Annotated in this window: 13 protein-coding genes; 10 read left to right on the top strand and 3 right to left on the bottom strand. The window is 74.3% G+C overall.

Going from position 1 to position 15541, the window contains the following annotated elements:
- The first annotated feature begins 79 nt into the window (after positions 1-79).
- The 5 genes from PV410_RS07710 (at position 80) to PV410_RS07690 (ending at position 5050) form a co-directional block, all read left to right on the top strand.
- Entirely contained in the window at positions 80-1621 is a 1542-nt protein-coding gene (locus PV410_RS07710) for an FUSC family protein (protein ID WP_500323159.1), read from the top strand.
- A gap of 14 nt (positions 1622-1635) precedes the next feature.
- Positions 1636-2187 carry a MarR family winged helix-turn-helix transcriptional regulator gene (locus PV410_RS07705; RefSeq protein WP_500323400.1) on the top strand — a complete coding sequence of 184 codons (552 nt, stop codon included), beginning with the start codon at positions 1636-1638 and terminating at the stop codon, positions 2185-2187.
- Between the two features lie 136 nt (positions 2188-2323).
- Positions 2324-3106 carry a GNAT family N-acetyltransferase gene (locus PV410_RS07700; RefSeq protein WP_500323158.1) on the top strand — a complete coding sequence of 261 codons (783 nt, stop codon included), beginning with the start codon at positions 2324-2326 and terminating at the stop codon, positions 3104-3106.
- A gap of 52 nt (positions 3107-3158) precedes the next feature.
- Positions 3159-4025 carry a lysophospholipid acyltransferase family protein gene (locus PV410_RS07695; protein WP_500323156.1) on the top strand — a complete coding sequence of 289 codons (867 nt, stop codon included), beginning with the start codon at positions 3159-3161 and terminating at the stop codon, positions 4023-4025.
- A gap of 155 nt (positions 4026-4180) precedes the next feature.
- A complete protein-coding gene (locus PV410_RS07690; RefSeq protein WP_500323155.1) occupies positions 4181-5050 on the top strand; it encodes a S1 family peptidase in 870 nt (289 codons plus the stop codon).
- Between the two features lie 7 nt (positions 5051-5057).
- On the opposite strand, the gene PV410_RS07685 is transcribed toward PV410_RS07690, so the two are convergent.
- Positions 5058-6881: an AMP-dependent synthetase/ligase gene (locus PV410_RS07685; RefSeq protein ID WP_500323154.1), complete on the bottom strand. Its 1824-nt coding sequence runs from the start codon at positions 6879-6881 to the stop codon at positions 5058-5060.
- Between the two features lie 146 nt (positions 6882-7027).
- Between PV410_RS07685 and PV410_RS07680 the strand changes: the two genes are divergently transcribed.
- The 4 genes from PV410_RS07680 (at position 7028) to PV410_RS07665 (ending at position 11934) form a co-directional block, all read left to right on the top strand.
- Positions 7028-7270 (top strand): hypothetical protein, encoded by a 243-nt coding sequence (locus tag PV410_RS07680; protein ID WP_499515380.1) that lies wholly within the window; start codon positions 7028-7030, stop codon positions 7268-7270.
- Between the two features lie 163 nt (positions 7271-7433).
- A complete protein-coding gene (locus tag PV410_RS07675; RefSeq protein ID WP_500323153.1) occupies positions 7434-8909 on the top strand; it encodes an SDR family NAD(P)-dependent oxidoreductase in 1476 nt (491 codons plus the stop codon).
- A gap of 92 nt (positions 8910-9001) precedes the next feature.
- The gene (locus PV410_RS07670) at positions 9002-11344 is read left to right on the top strand and encodes an FHA domain-containing protein (protein ID WP_500323151.1); all 2343 of its coding nucleotides are present in this window, start codon (positions 9002-9004) and stop codon (positions 11342-11344) included.
- A 5-nt stretch (positions 11345-11349) separates the two neighbouring features.
- Positions 11350-11934, top strand: coding sequence for a hypothetical protein (locus tag PV410_RS07665; protein ID WP_500323150.1), 585 nt, complete (start codon positions 11350-11352; stop codon positions 11932-11934).
- Between the two features lie 743 nt (positions 11935-12677).
- Here PV410_RS07665 and PV410_RS07660 read toward each other — a convergent pair.
- On the bottom strand, positions 12678-13976 hold the full coding sequence (locus PV410_RS07660; RefSeq protein ID WP_500323148.1) for a streptophobe family protein: 1299 nt from the start codon (positions 13974-13976) through the stop codon (positions 12678-12680).
- 88 nt (positions 13977-14064) lie between these two features.
- Between PV410_RS07660 and PV410_RS07655 the strand changes: the two genes are divergently transcribed.
- Entirely contained in the window at positions 14065-14928 is an 864-nt protein-coding gene (locus PV410_RS07655) for a DUF6777 domain-containing protein (protein WP_500323146.1), read from the top strand.
- 147 nt (positions 14929-15075) lie between these two features.
- On the opposite strand, the gene PV410_RS07650 is transcribed toward PV410_RS07655, so the two are convergent.
- On the bottom strand, positions 15076-15531 hold the full coding sequence (locus PV410_RS07650) for a Crp/Fnr family transcriptional regulator (protein WP_499515374.1): 456 nt from the start codon (positions 15529-15531) through the stop codon (positions 15076-15078).
- Positions 15532-15541: the final 10 nt, after the last annotated feature.

Below are 15541 nucleotides of genomic sequence, written 5' to 3'. Positions count from 1 at the left end.
TCCCCGGTCCGTCCGGGTCCGTCCGAGCCGGTCGTCCGGGATATCTTTCACGAGTAAAACATCTGCTAAGCTTTCTCGTATGCCCGGTTTCCCCCTCCCCGTCCGCGGCGCCTTCCGGCTCCGCTCCGTCCAGGACCTCTGGCACCGCCGGGCCCTCAGCGTCGTCGTCGCCGTGGGCCTGGTCGAGGTGACGCTGCTGGCCCTGGGGCGGCTGGACCTGGTGCTGTACGCCGCCGGCGGCGGACTGTGCGCCCTGTACGCGCACGGGCTGCCCTTCGCCGCCCGGGCCCGGACGCTCGCCCTGGTCGTCCTGGGCATGGCCGCCGGGGCCGGGGTGGCGCTGGCCACCGCCGCGCTGACCGAGTCGACGCCGGTCCGGGTGGCGGTGGCCGCCCTGCTCGCGGCGGTGCACAAGGTGGTGTGCGACGCGACACGGATCGGGCCGCCCGGGAACGTGATCTTCACCTTCGTGGCGGCGAGCGCGGCCTTCGTCCCGCAGGCCCTCGGGCAGGTGCCCGCACACACCGGGCTGGTGCTGCTCGGCGGGGCCGTCGCCTGGCTGGTGTGCATGGCCCCGGTGCTCGTGCGGCCGCACGCCCCCGAGCGCACCGCCGTCGCGCGGGCCCTGGAGGTCCGGGCCCGCGCGCTGACCGACGGGGGCACCCCCGGCAGCCGGCACGAGGCCACCCTCGCGGTGCACACGGCCTGGCACACCCTGCGGGCGGCCCGGACCACCGTCCATCTGGTGGGCCTGGAGCGGCTGCTGGCACGCGCCGAGGCCGCCGAGCCGGCCGACGCGGACCGGCTCACCGAGTGGGCCCGCACCCTGCGCCGTACCCGTACCCTGCCGGACCCCGGCCCCGCCGCGCGCACCCCCGCCCCTTCCGTCGGCACCCGGACCGGCCGGGCGGGGCGGCCCCACCGCCCCGGCCTGCGGCACCTGCTCCCCCTCGGGCTGCGCGTCCTCCTGGGCAGCGCCCTGGCGGGGTGGGGATCGATGGCCCTGGGCGTGGACCGGCCGTACTGGGCCGTGGTGACCGCCGCGGCCGTCTTCGCGGCCAACACAACCCTGTCGTGGCACCGCGCGCTGCAGCGGGTGCTCGGCAACCTCCTGGGCGTGCTGCTGTTCACCGTCCTGGTGCCGTTCACGGCCACCGGGGCCGTGACCCTCATCGTGACCGCGCTGGCCTGCAATGTCGCGGCCGAGGCGACCATCGCGCGCAACTACTGGATCGCCAGCGCCTTCGTGACGCCCATGGCCATGATCATGACCGAGTTCGCGGGCGCGCAGCCGGCCGGCCGGCTGGTGGCCGACCGCTGGCTGGACACCCTCGTCGGCGCCGCCGCCGGGCTGCTCGCCTGCTTCGCCGTGCCGAACCGCCGGGCGGGCCACCGGGTGGGCGCCGCGCTGCGGCGCCTGGAGCACGAGCTCGCCGCGCCCGTCGCCCGCGAGGCCCGGCTCGTGGCCGCCCTCCTGGAGCTGCGCGAGGCCGCCGACACCGCCTCCGGCGAGTGGTGGAGCCGGGCCCTGCCCGAGCGCCGGATCGCCGCCGCGGAGGACCGCGGCCACCTGATGCTGGCAGGTCGGCGCGGGGACGGCCGGTCCGTCACCGTGCCATGACGACGCGTACGATCATGCGCACGCCGCCGGAGCCGCCGGCGTACGGAGGAAGGACAACCCGCGTGGAGGACGCCGTCGCGACGGTGCTGCGCCAGTGGCAGGACGTCTACCCGGACCTGGACTTCGGGCCGGTCGCCGTGATCGGCAGGCTGAACCGCTGCGCCGCACTGCTGCAGCAGGTCACCGAGACGCCCCTGGGTCGCGAAGGCCTCACCCGCCCCGAGTACGACATCCTCATCGCCCTGCGCCGCGTCGGCGGCGAGCTGACGCCGGGCCGGCTGGCCCGGGAGACCTTCGCCTCGGGCGCCGCGGTCACCAAGCGGATCAAGCTGTTGGAGGAGCGCGCCCTGGTCGCCCGCCGCCCGGACAGTCGCGACCGCCGGGTCTCCCACCTGCGGCTGACCGAGGAGGGCCGCACGCTCGTCGACCGCGTCCTGCCCGAGCAGCTCGCCTACGAGACGGGGCTGCTGTCCGGGCTCCCGGAGGGCCGCCGCGAGGAGCTGGCGGGCATCCTCGGCGAGCTCCTGCTGCTGCTCGAAGGCCGCTTGGGAGCGCTTTCCGGGTGAAGCGGGCGGCCCGCGGACCCACGGCACCGGCACTTCAGCGAGCGCACATCTGCGCGCTCCGTCAAGGACACGCCAAGGCAAGGCCGCGACGGGACAGATAAGGGTGTCCCCGTCCCCCTGACCAGGGAATCGCGCCATGACCGCTTCGTACGAACTCGCTCCCGTCGTCGACACCCCGACCGACCGCCCCCGCTATTCGGTGAGCCTCGCCCAGGACGAGGCGGAGGTGCGGGCCGCACAGCGTCTGCGGCACCAGGTGTTCGCCGGGGAGATGGGGGCCGTGCTGGACACGCCCGAGCCGGGCCTGGACGTCGACGCCCTCGACGCCTTCTGCGACCACCTGCTGGTGAAGGACGACCGCACCGGCGAGGTCGTCGGCACCTACCGGCTGCTCACCCCCGCCAACGCCCGACGCGCGGGCCGCACCTACTCCGAGTCCGAGTTCGACCTGACCCGGCTCGCGCCGATCCAGCACGACATGGTCGAGGTGGGCCGCTCGTGCGTGCACGCCGACCACCGTGACGGGGCCGTCGTCGCGCTGATGTGGGGCGGCATCACCCGCTACATGGCGACCACCGGCCACAACTGGGTCGCCGGCTGCTGCTCGGTGCCGCTCACCGACGGCGGCGCGCTGGCCGCGGGCGTGTGGGACCGGGTCTCCGCCAAGAACATGGCCCCCGAGGAGTACCTGGTCTCCCCGCGCCGCCCCTGGGACCCGGCGGGCATCGTCCGCCCGGCCCGTACCACGCTGCCCGCGCTGCTCCGTGGCTACCTGCGGCTGGGCGCCTGGGTGTGCGGCGAGCCCGCCTACGACCCGGACTTCGGCGTCGCCGACCTGTTCATCCTGCTCTCGCTGGAGCGCACCGACGAGCGCTACCTGCGCCACTTCGGCGCCATCGGCTCGCTCGGATCGGTCTGAGATGGCCGCGGCGTGGTGGTCGCCGGTCGCCCCCTGCTCCCCGCAGGCGTGCGTGACCGGTGACGGTCAGGTGGTGGGCCGGGTCCGGCGGCTGCTGCGGTACGCCGCCGCGCTGGTGGTGCTGCTCACCGGCGTCGTGCTCTCGGTGCCGGTCGGCGCGCTGTGCGGCCCGGCGGGACGCGAGCGGCTGATCCGGCGCTGGACCCGCTCGGTGGCGGCGGCCTTCGGCGTCCGGGTGCGGCTGCCCGAGCCGGCGCCGCGGGAGCCGGGCCGCGGCCTGCTGGTGGTCTCCAACCACGTGTCGTGGCTGGACATCCTGCTGATCGCCGCGGTCTTCCCGGGCCGCAACGTCGCCAAGCGGGAGATCCGCGACTGGCCGGTGATCGGGCGGCTGTGCGTGCGCGGCCGCACGATCTTCATCGACCGGGAACGGATCCGCGCGCTGCCGGACACGGTGGCGGAGGTCGCGGCGGCGCTGCGCTCGGGCGCGACGGTGGTGGCCTTCCCGGAGGGCAGCACCTGGTGCGGCCGTGAGGAAGGCCGGTACCGCCGGGCGCTGTTCCAGGCCGCGCTGGACGCCGGCGCCGACGTGCAGCCGCTGCTCATCCGCTACCGGCACGCCGACGGGAGGCCCAGCACCGAGGCGGCGTTCCTCGGCGAGGACACCCTGATGGACTCGGTGCGCCGGGTGGTGGCGGCCCGCGGACTCACCGCGGAGGTGACGGCGTTCCCCCGCATCGCGGCCGGCTCGCTCCCGGACCGGCGTGCGCTCGCGGCCGCCGCCCGCCACGCCTTGGTCGCCCCCGCGCCGAGCGCGGCCGTACCGGTCCAGGCCGGTCCCCGCCAGCGCGGGACGGACGTCCGGATCGGGTCGCCCGCCCGCCGGCCGGGCGACCGGGTCGTGGGGCTTCCCGGCTGACGCCCCGTCACCGGACCGCGCCCGCCGGCAGCCGCCCACGGCGCGCCGCCGGGCGCGCTCCGGCCGCACTGGGCCCTCTTGTGACCACCCTCTCGAGTTCACAACAATGTCCATGCCAAAACCGAAAGAACTTCGGTCTCGAGAGGACCCCCCACATGAAACGACCTCTCAGAGGAGTCTTCGCGGCTGCCCTTGCGGCCCTCGCCGCGGTCGCGTCCCTCGGGCTGTCCGCAGCCCCCGCCTCGGCGGCCGGCCGGCACGCCGCGGCCGCACCGGACGCCAGGGCCGCCGTCACCGTCGACTTCGCCGGGACGGTGTCGCTCAGCAACTGCTCCGGGTCGCTCATCCGCTTCCCGGGCTCCGCTTCCACCGACCCCGCCCTGGTGCTCTCCAACGGGCACTGCCTGACCAGCGGCTTCCTCGACGCCGGCGAGGTGCTGGTCAACCAGACGTCGACACGCACCTTCGGCCTGCTCAACTCCTCCGGCCGCTCGGTCGCCACGCTGCGCGCCACCAAGCTGGCGTACGCGACCATGACCGACACCGACATCTCGGTGTACCAGCTGAACCGCACCTACGCGCAGATCCAGTCCTCCTACGGGATCTCCGCGCTGGAGGTCTCCGGTACGCACCCGGTTCAGGGCACGGCCATCAAGGTCGTCTCCGGCTACTGGAAGACCATCTACAGCTGCAGCATCGACGGCTTCGTCCACCTCCTCAAGGAGGGCGACTGGACCTGGAAGGACTCGGTCCGCTACACCTCCTCGTGCAACACCATCGGCGGCACCTCGGGGTCGCCCGTCATCGACACCACGACCGGCAAGGTCGTCGCCATCAACAACACGGGGAACGAGGACGGCGGCCGCTGCACCCTCAACAACCCCTGCGAGGTGGCCGAGAACGGCACCGTCACCGTCCGCCAGGGCATCAACTACGCCGAGCAGACCTACGGGATCGGCACGTGCGTGACCACGGGCAACCGGTTCGACCTGACCCTGCCGGGATGCCTGCTCCCCAAGCCGTGACCGCGGTTCAGCGCCGGTACATCGCGTCGATCTCGGCGGCGTAGGCCTCCTCGACCGCCCGGCGCCTGAGCTTGCGGGAGGGGGTGACCAGCCCCCGCTCCTCCGTGAACGAGGCGGCCAGCACGCGGAACGAACGGATCGACTCCGCCTTCGACACCCGCGTGTTGGCCGCCGACACCGCCCGCCGCACCTCGGTCTCCAGCTCCGGGTCGCGAACCAGCTCCTGCAACCCGGCTTCGGCCTTGCCGCGCAGCCTCAGCCACTGGGTCGTCGCCTCGGTGTCCAGGGTCACCAGGGCCGTCACGTAGGGCCGGTCGTTGCCGATGACCAGGCAGTGCTCGACCAGCGGATGCTCGCGGACGCGTTCCTCCAGGACGGCAGGGGAGAGGTTCTTGCCGCTGGTGGTGACGATGATCTCCTTCTTGCGGCCGGTGATCGTCAGGTAGCCGTGCTCGTCGAGGAAGCCGATGTCGCCGGTGTGCAGCCAGCCGTCGCGCAGGGCCTGCGCCGTGGCCCCGGGGTCGCCGAGGTATCCGGAGAAGACGGCCGGGCCGCGCAGCAGGATCTCGCCCTCGTCCGAGATCCGCACGTCCGTGCCGGGCACGGGGAGGCCGACCGTGCCGTAGCGCACCCGCCCGGGCGGGTTGGCGGTGGCGGCCGAGGTGGACTCGGTGAGTCCGTAGCCCTCGTACACCGTGACCCCCGCGCCCTCCAGGAACAGCCCGAGCCGCCGCCCCATGGTGGAGCCGCCGCTCACCGCGTTGCGGACCCGGCCGCCCAGCGCCTCGCGGACCTTGGCGTACACCATCCGGTCGTAGACGCGGTGCAGCACGCGCAGCGCCGCGCTCGGTCCCGGGCCGGTGCCCAGCGCACGGCGCTCGCGGGCCTCGGCGAAGCGCACGGCCACGTCGACGGCCTTGTCGAACACACCCAGGTGGCCGGCCTCCTCCGCCTTGTCGCGCGCGGCGTTGAAGACCTTCTCGAAGACGTACGGCACGGCGAGCACGAACGTCGGCCGGAACAGCGCCAGGTCGGGCAGGAGCTCGGCGGCCGTCATCTCCGGCTGGTGCCCCAGGCGCACCCTCGCCCGCACCGCCGCCACCTGGATCATGCGGCCGAAGACGTGGGCCAGCGGCAGGAAGAGCAGCACGGACGGCTGCGCGGAGGTGCCGCTGTCGAAGACCGGCCGCCAGCCGGCGATGAGGTTGTCGGTCTGGCACATGAAGTTGCCGTGGGTCAGGACGCAGCCCCGCGGGCGTCCGGTGGTGCCCGAGGTGTAGATCACGGTGGCGACGGCGTCGGGCGTGACGGCGAGCCGGTGCCGGTGGACCACGTCGTCGGAGATCCGCTCCCCGTCGGCCACCAGCTGCTTCACCGCCCCGGAGTCCAGCTGCCAGACGCGGGTCACGGCGGGCAGCCGGTCGATCACCGAGCCCAGCGTCATGGCGTGGTCCTCGTGCTCCAGGACGCAGCCGACGGCGCCGGTGTCGTGGAGGATCCAGCGCAGCTGCTCGGCCGAGGAGGTCGGGTAGACGGGCACCGGCTGCGCCCCGATGGTCCACAGCGCGAAGTCGAAGAGCGTCCACTCGTACCGGGTGCGCGACATGATCCCCACCCGGTCCCCGAACCGCACCCCGTGCGCGAGCAGCCCCTTGGCCAGGGCCGTCACCTCGTCGCGGAACTCGGCCGTGGTCACGTCCCGCCAGCGGCCGTCCTCCTTGCGGCCCAGCCGCACCTCGTCCGGGGCCTGCGCCGCGGTCTCGAACACCACGTCGGCCAGGCCGCCGGCGAGGGTGGCCGGGACCAGCGCGGGCAGACTGAATTCGCGCACGCGGGCACCTCGTGGGGGGTTGGAGCGGGCGGAGAAGCGTAACGTAACGGATCTCTCACGCACTGTCGGCCCGCGGCCGGGTCGCTGTCCCGGTTCTTCACCAAACCTCCCCCGGCGAGAGATCATGGATGCAGGAGGTGACCTCCATGACCACCAGGATCCGACTCCACGGCGGCCCCGGGGACGGTCTCACCCTCGGCATCGCACTGGGAGCCGGGGGGCAGCCCCCCGATGGCATCCTGTACGACCCGCTGGCCATCAGCGTGCAGGACGCGGGGGCGCACCAGGCGTGGCCGGACAGCGCCGCGTACTACAAGCGCCTCGAGCACATGGCCGACGAGCCGTGGGACTACGCGTACGAGAGCGAGGCCACCGCCCCCCTGGAGTGACCCGCCGGCACACCGCGGACCGTCCCGGGGCCGCCCCCCGGCCGCCGGCTGCGGCCGCCGGGGACGCACGGGCGAAAGCCGCCGTTTTGGCCGGGCGCCCCGGCCTCCGTAGAGTTCCGCAGGACACCAGTGGGAACACACGATCCAGGGAACGACGGCGGGCATGACGGCGACCGAGAACGAGCAGAGCACGGCAACGGCCTGGGAGGGCGTCCCGGGCATCGACCCGGCGCGCCTGGAGCTGTGCCTCAGCGTGCTCAGGGAGCTCGACGAGCTGCCGATCGACCACCCCGACGCGGTCACCGTGCGCAAGGCCACGGCCGGCATCTACCGGATGGTGAAGCAGCGCCGCCGGCAGGACCGGCGGGCCGCCAAGACCGCCCACGACAAGATGGTCACCGAGTCCACCGCGACCGGCTCCGCCGAGCGGATCGACGACGAGACCCAGGGGCTGCTGCCCTCCTCGTCCACGACCGGTGCGATCGCGGGCATCCTGCGGCGGCCGCGCTCCTGCTACGTGTGCAAGGGGCGCTACGTCGAGGTCGACGCCTTCTACCACCAGCTGTGCCGGGAGTGCGCGGCCGCCAACCGTGCCCGGCGCGACGCGCGCACCGACCTGACCGGCCGCCGCGCGCTGCTCACCGGCGGCCGGGCCAAGATCGGCATGTACATCGCGCTGCGGCTGCTGCGCGACGGCGCCCACACCACCGTCACCACGCGCTTCCCCGCGGACGCCATCCGGCGCTTCAAGGCGATGCCGGACAGCGAGGAGTGGATCCACCGCCTCAAGATCGTGGGGATCGACCTCCGCGACCCGGCCCAGGTCGTCGCGCTCGCCGACTCGGTGGCCGCCGAGGGCCCCCTGGACATCCTGATCAACAACGCGGCGCAGACCGTGCGCCGCTCCCCCGCCGCCTACGCGGAACTGGTGGCCGCCGAGTCCGCCCCGCTCCCGGCCGGGGCGCTGCCCGCCTCGGAGGTCTTCGGGGCCTTCGGCAGCGGTGCCCAGCCCGCGCTGCCCGCCCCCCGTGCGGAGCTGTCGGCCCGGGCCCAGGAGGTCACGGACCTGGCGCTGGTGAGCGGTTCGGCCTCGCTCGCCCGGATCGAGGCCGGCACGGCGATCGACGCCGGCGGGCTGGTCCCCGACCTCGACGCGGCGAACAGCTGGAGCCGGGCCGTGGGCGAGGTCGACCCGGTCGAGATGCTCGAAGTGCAGCTGTGCAACGAGACCGCGCCGTTCATCCTGGTCAGCAGGTTGCGCCCGGCGATGGCGGCCGCCGCCGCCCGCCGCAAGTACGTCGTGAACGTCTCCGCGATGGAGGGCAAGTTCACCCGCGGCTACAAGGGGGCGGGCCATCCGCACACCAACATGGCGAAGGCCGCGCTCAACATGCTGACCCGCACCAGCGCGCGCGAGATGCTGGAGACCGACGGCATCCTGATGACCAGCGTCGACACCGGCTGGATCACCGACGAGCGGCCCCACCCGGACAAGATGCGCCTCGCCGAAGAGGGATTCCACGCCCCGCTGGACCTCATCGACGGCGCGGCCCGGGTGTACGACCCGATCGTCCGCGGCGAGCAGGGCGAGGACCTGCACGGGGTGTTCCTCAAGGACTACGCGCCGACCGAGTGGTGAGAGCCCCGGCACCGTCCCTCAGGGCCATGTGACGGCCCGTTGCGGGACAGGTGGGACAGGCGGGGCGGCCGGTCCGCGGCTACGATCGAACCGTGGCCGAGCGAGGTTTCGCGCCCACCGCGCCCAAGCTCGTGCTCGAGACCGACGGGGACACCCGGATCCTGGTCCCGGGTCGGGAGTACCACGTCGGTCGCGACCCCGACGGTGACGTCGTCCTCGACGACCCCCGGGTGTCGTGGCACCACGCGGTGATCCGGCCCGCGGGCGACAGCTGGATGCTGCACGACCTGGGCAGCACCAACGGCACCTTCGTCAACGGCCGGCAGGTCCGGCAGTGGGGCGTCGGCCCGGGTAGCGTCATCCGCTTCGGGCACGCCGAGCAGGGGCCGTGCGCCCGGCTGAGCAGCGCCGAGGCGCCCACCGGGGTCTACCGGGCGCCGCCGATGGCCTCCCCCGCGGCGACCGGCACCTTCCGCCGCCCGACGTCGGTGCGGTCGCTGCCCGACCGCACGATCCACATCGGGCGCGCCTCCGACAACGACCTGGTCGTCTCGGACCTGCTGGTCTCGCGGCACCACGCCGAACTGCGGTCGCTGCCGGACGGCGGCTACGAGATCGTCGACCTGCACAGCCACAACGGCACCTATCTGGACGGCCAGCGCGTCGAGCGGGCGGTCGTGCACCAGGGCGACATCATCGACGTCGGTCACGCGGTCTTCCGGCTGGTCGGCGACAAGCTGCAGCAGTTCACCGACACCGGCGAGGTCTCGCTCAACGTCCGCGACCTGTCGGTGCGGGTGGACGACGGCGGCAAGGTGCTGCTGGACGACATCAGCTTCCCCGTCGGCGAGAAGTGCCTGCTGGCGGTGGTCGGGCCGAGCGGCTCCGGCAAGTCGACGCTGCTGAACGCACTGACCGGCCTGCGCCCCGCGAACCACGGCACGGTGCTCTACGACGGGCGCGACCTGTACCGCGAGTACGCGGACCTGCGCCAGCGCATCGGCCTCGTCCCGCAGGACGACATCCTGCACCAGCAGCTCCCCGTCGGGCGCGCCCTGTCGTACGCCGCCGAACTCCGCTTCCCCGGCGACACCGCCAAGGAGGAGCGGCAGGCCCGGGTGGACGAGGTGATCGCCGAACTCGGCCTGGAGGCCCGGGTGAAGCAGCCGGTCCACACCCTCTCCGGCGGCCAGCGCAAGCGCGTGAGCGTCGCCCTGGAACTGCTGACCAAGCCCTCGCTGCTCTTCCTGGACGAACCGACCTCCGGCCTGGACCCGGGGATGGACCGTTCGGTGATGACGATGCTGCGCGAGCTCGCCGACGACGGCCGCACGGTCATCGTGGTGACGCACAGCGTGCTCAGCCTGGAGGTCTGCGACCGGTTGCTGGTGATGGCCCCCGGCGGGCGCATGGCCTACTACGGGCCGCCCAGCAAGACCCTCCCCTTCTTCGGCTTCCGGCAGTGGCCGGAAGCCTTCGAGGCCTTCGAGAACGAGGAGAACCGCGACTGGGCGGGCCAGTACGAGGCCTCCCCGCTCTACGACGAGTACGTCGCGGCGGCGCTGGAACCCGCAGGACCGCAGCCCCCGGCGGAGCTCGAACCCCTGGAGCCGCCCAAGCCGCAGGGCTGGGGCGGCCAGTTGTGGACGCTGGTGCGCCGCTACACGGCGTCGCTGGCCGCCGACCGCACCTTCCTGGCGATCATGGTGGCCCTGCCCTTCGTGATGGGCGGGATGGCGCGCGCCCTGGCCGGCGGTGCGCTGGGCCGGAACAACGCGCTCAACGTGCTGCTGATCCTGTGCGTCGGCTCGGTGCTCACCGGGGCCGCCAACGCGGTCCGCGAGCTCGTCAAGGAACGGGTCATCTACCAGCGGGAGCGGGCCGTGGGCCTGTCCCGCTCGGCCTACCTGGCGTCCAAGGTCGTGGTCCTCGGAGTGATCACCGTCGCGCAGGCGGTGGTCCTGACGATGGTCGCCCTCGTCGGCGTGCGTCTGAGACCCCAGGGCGGCAGCGGGGTCCTGTTGCCGCCGCTGCTGGAGATCACGCTGGCGGTGGCGCTGCTGGCGTTCACCTCGATGATGCTCGGGCTGCTGATCTCGGCCCTGGTGCGCAAAGAGGAGGTGACCATGCCGCTGCTGGTGCTGATCGCCATCGTGCAGGTCGTCTTCTGCGGTGCCCTGCTGCCCCTGCACGGGGTCCCGGGTCTGGAGCAGTTGTCCTGGCTGGTGCCCTCGCGCTGGGCGCTGGGGGCGATGGCCGCGACGCTGGACCTGCATGCCTTCACACCCAGCAACGTGACGTCGGACCCGCTCTTCCGGCCCGTGCCCTCGATGTGGCTGCTGGACATGGGCATGCTCGTGGTGCTGTCGGTGGCCTTCGGTCTCGTCGTGGTCAGGCTGCTGCGGCAGCACGAGCCGGCCGTCATGCGGAGGTAGGCCTGATGTACGAGCCGGAGTTCGTCCCCACCCATGTCGCCCCGGCGGGCGGACTGCCCACCTGGCGGGCGCCGGACGACTCCAGCCCCTCCGCGGGGCTGGACCCCCTGCTGCCGGTGCGGGTGACCGAGCACCGGGGCGACTGGGCGCGGATCGTGTGCTCCAACGGCTGGTCCGCGTGGGTGGACGGACGGCTGCTGATCACGGTGCCGCAGGGCCCTCCTGCGGCGGGCGGCTCCCCGGCGCGCACGGCGGACGCCCGTCCGCTGCTGGGCCGGCTGGTGGAGGCGCTCGGCTCGTACCGGACCTTGGTGCAGGACCTCGCGGCCGGGACGATCGACCTGGAGACCTTCGACCGGGGAACGAGCGGGATGCGGATCGGCGCCGTCGTGGACGGCGACGCCGTCTGGCTCTTCGACGCCGAGCACGACCGCTGGTGCTACTGCGACGGCGCCCGCATGGCGACCTACGCCGCCGCCGAACCGCCCGAGATGCGGCCCGGCGAACCCCCGCCCCCGGCGGAGCCGCCGCTGCGCGACGACGCGTCCCCGACCGAGACCCACCCGATCACCTGGACGGGCGAATCCTGAGGCGGATGCCAGGGCCGACGGCCGGTACTGCCCGGGCCACGCGCCGATGCCCAGGACACAGCCGTCGCCGCCGCGGCAACGGCCGGCTCGCCCCGGGCCAGGATGGAAGCGGCCCGGCCGGCTGCCACGCCCCACAGCGCGGCGATGCCGGCCGCGGCCGCCCACGCGACGGCGCCCGGATCGCCACCCGCAGAGCCCGAACCGGCCCCGGCCCGGCAGACCTGCCGCCGGACGGCCCGCAGCATGGCACGAACCCGTCGGATCACCCGGACGGGCAAACCTCCGCCTTGGACGGGGCCGCCGCCGGGGCAGGCGTCAGCGGGACGGGCCGGTGCCAGGATGCGGGCGGCCATGCTGCCGAGCAGGTGTGCCGCCACGCCCGGCAGCCCGGAATGCCAGCCGCGGCTCCGCACGCGACGGCGCCCGAACTGCCACCCGCAGGCCGGCCCCGGCCCGGCAGACGTGCCGCCGCGAGAACCCCGGCACGGACCCGTCCCCCCACCCGGACGGACAACCCCGAGGGGCCGCCCGGCACGGCCTCAGGTCGCCTTGCGACCACGCGTTGACCGCGGTCGCGGTCCGCCGAGCAACCGGGCGCAGCCCGCCGCGACGGCCTCAGCGGGCCGGAGCGCCCGGGCGGGCGGTGCGGGCGCGGGCGAGCAGGTGGACGGCCATGCTGCCGAGCAGGCCTGCCGCCGCACCCCGCAGCGCGGCGATGCCGGCCGCGGCCCCCCACGCGACGCTCAGCGGGCCGCAGCGTCCCGGCGGGCGGTGCGGCCGCGGGCCAGCAGGTGGACGGCCATGCTGCCGAGCAGGCCTGCGGCCACGCCCCACAGCGCGGCGATGCCGATCGCGGGGAGCAGGTTCGGGAGCAGCACGATGGAACCGCCGAGGCCGCCGGTGTCGGACGGGTCGCCGATGCCGAACAGCGACAGGCCGTAGTGCGCGTCGATCCGGGTGAGCACGCCGATCAGCAGCATGGCCGCCGCGGACGCCACCCCCAGGTGGACGGCGTTGCGCACGTGCCCCGTGCCGGGTCGCGCGCGCCAAGCGGTGGCCCAGCCCGCGCCCAGCATGGCGACGGCGGCGGCGACCACCAGCCACCAGGCCCTGCCGTCGTGCTCGGAGAGCGACGCGAGGTCGAGGGTGGCCTCCCCGTCCCCGCTGCGCAGCACGGCGGCCAGGGCCTCCGGCATCGGCACACCCAGCGCCCCCTGCACGCTGCCGTGCCATGAGGCGCCCATACCGAGACCGAGGGCGAGCCATGCCACGTTCGGCAGGCCGAGGAAGACGACGGCGAAGCTGTCCGCGGGCTCCGCGCGCGTCGAGGCGGTGACCACCGCGACCACGGCGCCGCCGACCACGTAGGCGAGCAGGACGCCCACCATGGCGCGGGCGGCCGGCCGGACGACGGTGTGCACGGGCACCAGCCGGGAGGGCAGGGGCGCCCGCCGTGACACGGCGAAGGCCAGGAGGAGGACGACGGCCAGCCAGAGCAGCCCGGCGACGACCGTGACCGGGACGTCGGCGCGGAAACCGACGGTGGGGGTGATGCCCAACAGGTCGCCGAGGTCGTTGAGGAACTCCTCGCCCGTGGAGATGGTGAAGGTGTGGCGTGCGCCGAGGGCGATCAGCAGCGTGACGAGGGCCCACAGCACGCCCGTCCGGACGAAGAGCCACAGCAGCCGGTCCCCGGCCACCACCGCGTGCCGGCGCAGCGGCCGTACGACCACGTAGGCGGTGACGAGGGCTCCGGCCAGGGCGACGGACAGCGGGAAGACGGTCACCGCCGCGTCCGACCGGGCGATGGTGCCCGCGCCGCCCTCCAGGCCGACCCGGCCCCCGACGGCCATGACCACGGTGGCGGCGATGACGGGCAGGAAGGCGCCCTGCGGCAGCTCGGAGGCCCCCGCGAGCCACAGGCCCAGGGCCGCCACGACCACCATGACGGCGTACCCGGCCACGACCGCGGCGAGTGCGTGCAGCCAGCCGTGGGTGGGCCCCGGGGCCGGGTGCGGGGCGGAGGGCGGATGCCGGGTCACGGTGTCAGGCTAAGCAGCCCCGCGGCAGCCCGCCCGTCCGGAATGTCCCGGCTTGCGGCCCGGCCGGAGGGTGGACGGAGAATGCGGGGTGACCTCACCCCCGCCCCAGGAGCCACCCGGCACCCCCGGCCCCGGCCACGACCCGCCCGCGCACGCCCGCCGTCCGTGGTGGACGTCGAGCGCCGGGCTGTCGGCCCTGGCGGCGCTGGGGGCCGCGGCGCTCGTCCTGGCGGTCTTCCTGGTCACACGGGGCGGCGACGGAGGCACGGCGGCGCCCGGGCGCAGCCCGTCACCGACCCGGCCGCAGGTCGTGCTCCAGCCGGCGCGGGTGGCGGGCCTCGACTCCTTCACCGCGAGCACGGCCGAGGAGTCCCCGCCCCCGGACGCCCCGGCGCCCACCCTGACCCCGAAGCCCTCCGCCGCGTACGGGGCGCCGAGCGTCTCCGGTGGTACGAGCGCCCTGTACGGCGGCACCAAGGGCGAGGCCGCCTGCGACGTCGCCGAGCAGACCGCATCCCTGACCGCGGACCCCGGCAAGGCGGCCGCCTTCGCCCGGGTGGCGGGCATCGACGCCGACGGGATCGGGCGGCACCTGAAGTCGCTCACCCCCGCGCTGCTGCGCGCCGACACCAGGGTCACCGACCACGGCTTCGCGGACGGCTCCGCGACCTCCTTCCCGGCGGTGCTGGAGGCGGGCACGGCGGTGCTCGTCGACGACCGCGGCGTGCCCCGGGTGCGCTGCGCGGGCGGCAATCCGCTGTCGGCGCCGAAAGCGGTCGAGGGTGCCGGCCACTCCGGGAAAGCGTGGCCCGGCTTCCGGGAGTCGGAGGTGGTCGCGGTGCGCCCCGCCCCGCAGGCGCACCGGTCGTTCGTCCTGTACGACGCGGGACGCGACGAGCTGTTCCGCCGCCCGGTGGGCACGAGGGGCGCCGACGACACCTGGGTGCGCTGACCCGGGCCACCGGGCCCGTGGCCTACGCCACCGTGAACCTCGCCTTGAACACCGCCGTGAACGGCGGTGACACGTCGGGGACTTCTCGGACGGGGAGCGCTACCGGCAGGTGCCCCGCGAGCCGTGCACGTGGCCGGTTTCCGTCGGTCAGGAGTGCTCCTGCAGGCGCGGGCCGTACATGTCCAGCATCCTGGCCCGGGCCGAACCCAGCCGCTGGGCGATGGTCTGCGCGGCGGCCAGCACGATGGCCTGGCCCAGCACCGGGTTGTCCCGGCACAGGTCGCGGATCTCGGCCGCCCCGAACTCGTACGCCCCCACCGAGCCCAGCGCGTGGGCGCCGACCTGCCAGCGGTAGGGAGGGAACAGCCAGGACCAGCCGACGAGTTCGCCGGGCCCCAGGGTCTCGACGGAGACGGCACCTCGGCCGGGCACGTCCATGTCGATGGAGACGGCACCCGACTCGACCACCCAGAACCGGTCGGCGAATCTGCCCTCGTCGCAGATGCGCCAGCTCTGCGGGAAGCTGACCTTCCTGGCGTGCTCCAGGAAGGCTCGGCGATGGGCCGGCGGGAGTGAGTCCAGCATGGTCACCGTGCTGCTCATCGGCGCATCC

The sequence above is a fragment of the Streptomyces sp. PA03-5A genome, from assembly GCF_033792725.1.
Classification (GTDB): domain Bacteria; phylum Actinomycetota; class Actinomycetes; order Streptomycetales; family Streptomycetaceae; genus Actinacidiphila.
Note: the sequence above shows the minus strand (reverse complement) of the source record. Positions and strands in the feature narration are given on the sequence as shown.